General features: G+C 46.0%; 5 protein-coding genes. 2 read left to right on the top strand and 3 right to left on the bottom strand.

Annotated elements, in window-relative coordinates:
* A partial coding sequence (locus F3I20_RS24310) for a YjaZ family protein (RefSeq protein ID WP_505538530.1) occupies positions 1–259 on the bottom strand: 259 nt, incomplete at its 3' end.
* Positions 260–299: 40 nt separating this feature from the next.
* A complete protein-coding gene (locus F3I20_RS23790; RefSeq protein ID WP_190286184.1) occupies positions 300–821 on the bottom strand; it encodes a replication/maintenance protein RepL in 522 nt (173 codons plus the stop codon).
* 801 nt (positions 822–1,622) lie between these two features.
* Here F3I20_RS23790 and mobV point away from each other — a divergent pair.
* Both mobV and F3I20_RS23775 read left to right on the top strand, forming a co-directional pair.
* Positions 1,623–2,564, top strand: a complete 942-nt coding sequence (gene mobV, locus F3I20_RS23780) for a MobV family relaxase (RefSeq protein WP_150059948.1) — start codon at positions 1,623–1,625, stop codon at positions 2,562–2,564.
* Entirely contained in the window at positions 2,561–2,851 is a 291-nt protein-coding gene (locus F3I20_RS23775; protein ID WP_150059947.1) for a nucleotidyltransferase family protein, read from the top strand. Before mobV ends, F3I20_RS23775 begins: the two co-directional genes overlap by 4 nt.
* A 238-nt stretch (positions 2,852–3,089) precedes the next feature.
* On the opposite strand, the gene F3I20_RS23770 is transcribed toward F3I20_RS23775, so the two are convergent.
* The coding region (locus F3I20_RS23770) for a YjaZ family protein (RefSeq protein WP_150059946.1) at positions 3,090–3,509 on the bottom strand (420 nt) is incomplete at its 5' end.

The following is a 3,509-nucleotide window of genomic DNA, read 5'->3' as shown; positions in this document are numbered from 1 at the left end:
TAGGAATAAGTCCCGGCAGCAGCAAAGATCCTTCATAACGTTCTCGGCAAAAATACCTTTCACTATCTTCATAGAGCAGCGATTCATCATCATTATCAGCAAAGTGCTTTGTAAAACAGTGATTACTGTATGAGACAAAAAAACGAACTGTCTTCGCCGGGAAGTTATTAGTAGCAGCTCGAGTTACGCTTACAACTCGAGGATTTAGATGGCTAAATGAGTATGAAATCTTGTTGTGTGTGAAATCATTCCAATTCATAAAAATCATCCGTAAAAACTAGCTAAGCAGTGTTTTTTATTTAGTTAAGGTCGAGATCCCGTTGGTCTGGCGGCGGAAGCTCGTCATTTCCTACTAATGCTCTTTCCTTGCTACCAACGAACGGAATATATCGTAAATCTTGCTTCGATTTTTCAAGGAAATCAGAATCTTGATCGCTTGATGAAGCGATGACAGTTGCTTGGAAAACTGCATATTTCTTTTGATTACGGCCAGCTTGCCAAAACGCCTTAGCATTAACACAGTAAGCTGTAGCATTACCGATTTTTACTGCCTCCATCCACCGATCTTCTTTAAGAATTTTTACAGCTCTAGCTACAGAAGCTCGTGAAACCCCCGTCACTTCCATAAGTGTTGAATAACTGCACACGACTGCGTTTGTGGTTCTTCCCATGTACTCAACTAAGTACAGTAAAATCTCGGAAGCTAGGGCATTTTTCCGTGTTAATAGCCGCCACTCCTTCATATAAGCGCGACTGACCTGAACAAAATTATGATTATCCGAGTCATGAGACTCTGTAATCTCTTTTCCCTTCTTTTCCATCGGTATTTTGAGCCTGTGAGTGTCACACGTGACATAGGTTGTATCACCAGAGATACAAATAATCAAACTGAGTCTCACAGCTAGTGAGACTCACCAGTGTCACTAGCTGTGAGACTGCCTTTTTTTTTAGAGACATAAATTCAAGTAGTTACAAGTGGACCTTTTCTATATCTAGATCGAGTGTAAAGAGACTACTTAGGCATCTGTGAATTTCCGCTTCCTCGACCCGACAGACTCGCCGCTTTGCGGCTCCCTAATCGAGTCTTGCGGCGAGCGGTTCTTACTCTTTTAAAAGCGATATCAGTGCTTGATTTCGTCAAGGGCGAGCGTAGCGAGTTCATATACCCTTGACGAATCCCATATTAAACAAGCTTGTTAGGGGTGGGGAGTGGCGCAGAGCGTCGCTCCCCACCTGAAAGACGCCGTTCAAAAAGGGCCATTTTTGGCCCTTTTAAGGCCTGAAAAAGATTCAGCAATAAATACCTGGTAGGCGGCAGATGCGGCTTACGTCCCGGTGGCGATATAGCCATCACCTACAGGAGCATGGCTATGGCAATGATCACAGTAGAACTATTAGGTGCAGAGGAAATAGTGTTCGATATCGGCGAATACATTCTCGTGCATCTTGATAGTCAAATCGCCGTATTGGCAATACGTTCTTAACGCACTTCCCGAGCCGGGTTAATCCCCGGCCTGTTGCGCTTGCGCCAAGAATAACCCCACGGTAATGTGGGCGAACTAACAAATTACGCAGTAAATTGTGGAGTGAGTCCACAATTGAAAAATTGGGGCGCGGAGCGAATGACTGAATACGCAATACTGAGGGTCAAAAAGCTGAAGTCAGAAGTAGCGATCCTTGGTTCGCTGCGCCATACCTTTCGTGAGCAGCTGACACCAAACGCAGATCCCGACCGGCTGGCGTCAAATACGCTCTATGGCGCTGAATCCACGGCTGAGGCAATGAAGGAGTTCAGAAGCCGGATTCCTGAAAAAGTGCGTAAAAACGCTGTCCTGGCGCTTGAATACCTAATTACAGCCAGCCCTGAAGCGATGCAGAGGAAAAGCAGGCCAGAACAGGATGCTTACCTGTCAGACGCTCTCGAGTGGCTGAAAGAGAAGCACGGGGCTGAAAACGTCTTCTGCGGTGCTGTGCACAGGGATGAACTGACACCACATTTGGCGGTTTACGTGATGCCGAAAGATGACGCAGGTAAGCTCAACTGTCGTAAATTCCTTGGTGATCGCGGTGCATTGCGTCAGATGCAGACTGATTTTGCTGATCGGGTAGGCAAACAGCATGGTTTAAGACGTGGAATCGAGGGCAGTAAAGCCAAACATCAAACCGTTTCACGCTTCTATTCGACGATCCAAAATAATGGGCCTGAAACGGCTTCTAAGACGATGTTCGGGAATATCAGGCCGGAAGCTTACGAAGAGGTAAAAAACGCGCTGGAGGCTTTCCTAGAGCGTGAAAAGGCTATGAAACATAGGGAGGCGTTTCTTGCCCGTAAAATCAGTGAGGCTGATGCGTTAATCGCTCAAGCTGACCAGGTGAAACAGGAGCTTCGTGAGGAACGGCAAATCCGGTATGCGGCTGAGATAGCGCGGGATGGCTACAAACAAAGGTTTGAAAGCCTGCTCGCTGAATACAAGACAATGGACCAAGCCAGAATGGATGCGATTGACCAGATGAGGCACTACCGGGATTTGATATCAGAGAACCGGAGAGATTTGGACTTATGAAACCTTCCAAAGCTCTTGCACTACACCGTGACTTTATTCGTCAAACCTGTATGAAGTATGGGCTGAGCAATCCTCGTGTATTCGGCTCGGTGGCTAGGGGTACTGACAATGAGAATAGCGATCTCGACCTTATGGTTGATATAGGAGAGAAAACCTCGCTATTTGACTTAAATGGAGCTGCAAACGAGCTAACCGACATGCTTGGAGTTCAAATCGATATCTGCACTCCAAAGATGATCCGCGAAGCTTGGAGGAGCGAAATTTTGTCTTCTCTAGTTCCTCTCTAACCAATGCTGAGCTTAGATATCAGTAGCTTTGACGAACCCGTCAACTAAAGGTTGCGCGTTTAATAGCATAGTATTAAAATTGATATCACTAGCGATACGTGGGACTTCTCAGGAAGTACGTTAGCGTCAACCCGAACAGGGTCGCAGGCCGCGCCGCGATAACCAATGACCTCCACCTAACATTGAATTTGTAGTATCTAGCATAAGAAAAGGGTGACTCTGAGAGTTGCCCTTTTTGCTATCTGCGTCGCCTTCTCTGCTGTGCTTTTAGAGCCAGTTTTTCCCCTGCTAAACGTGCATCTACTACCCGCCAAAAATTGAAATGTCCGGCAGATCCTACTGCATCAGCCCAAGGCTCCTGAGGATATGCGCTTTTGATCTTGAGTCTGATATCGCTTGCTGGATGGTTGCTTATCGAGATGTCAAAAAACAGTCGATACTCAACACCCATATGGAATTCCTCGAGATAGAAGAAAGACTCGCGATGCTCGAACATCGTTAGAGCTAACAAGATATTTCGTTCAATCAGGGTAGGAATAAGTCCCGGCAGCAGCAAAGATCCTTCATAACGTTCTCGGCAAAAATACCTTTCACTATCTTCATAGAGCAGCGATTCATCATCATTATCAGCAAAGTGCTTTGTAAAACAGTGATTACT

The sequence above is a fragment of the Candidatus Pantoea gossypiicola genome (genome assembly GCF_008632075.1).
In the GTDB taxonomy this organism is placed as follows: Bacteria; Pseudomonadota; Gammaproteobacteria; order Enterobacterales; family Enterobacteriaceae; genus Pantoea; species Pantoea gossypiicola.
The sequence above is the reverse complement of the archived record's forward strand: the minus strand, read 5'-3'. Positions and strand labels throughout refer to the sequence as shown.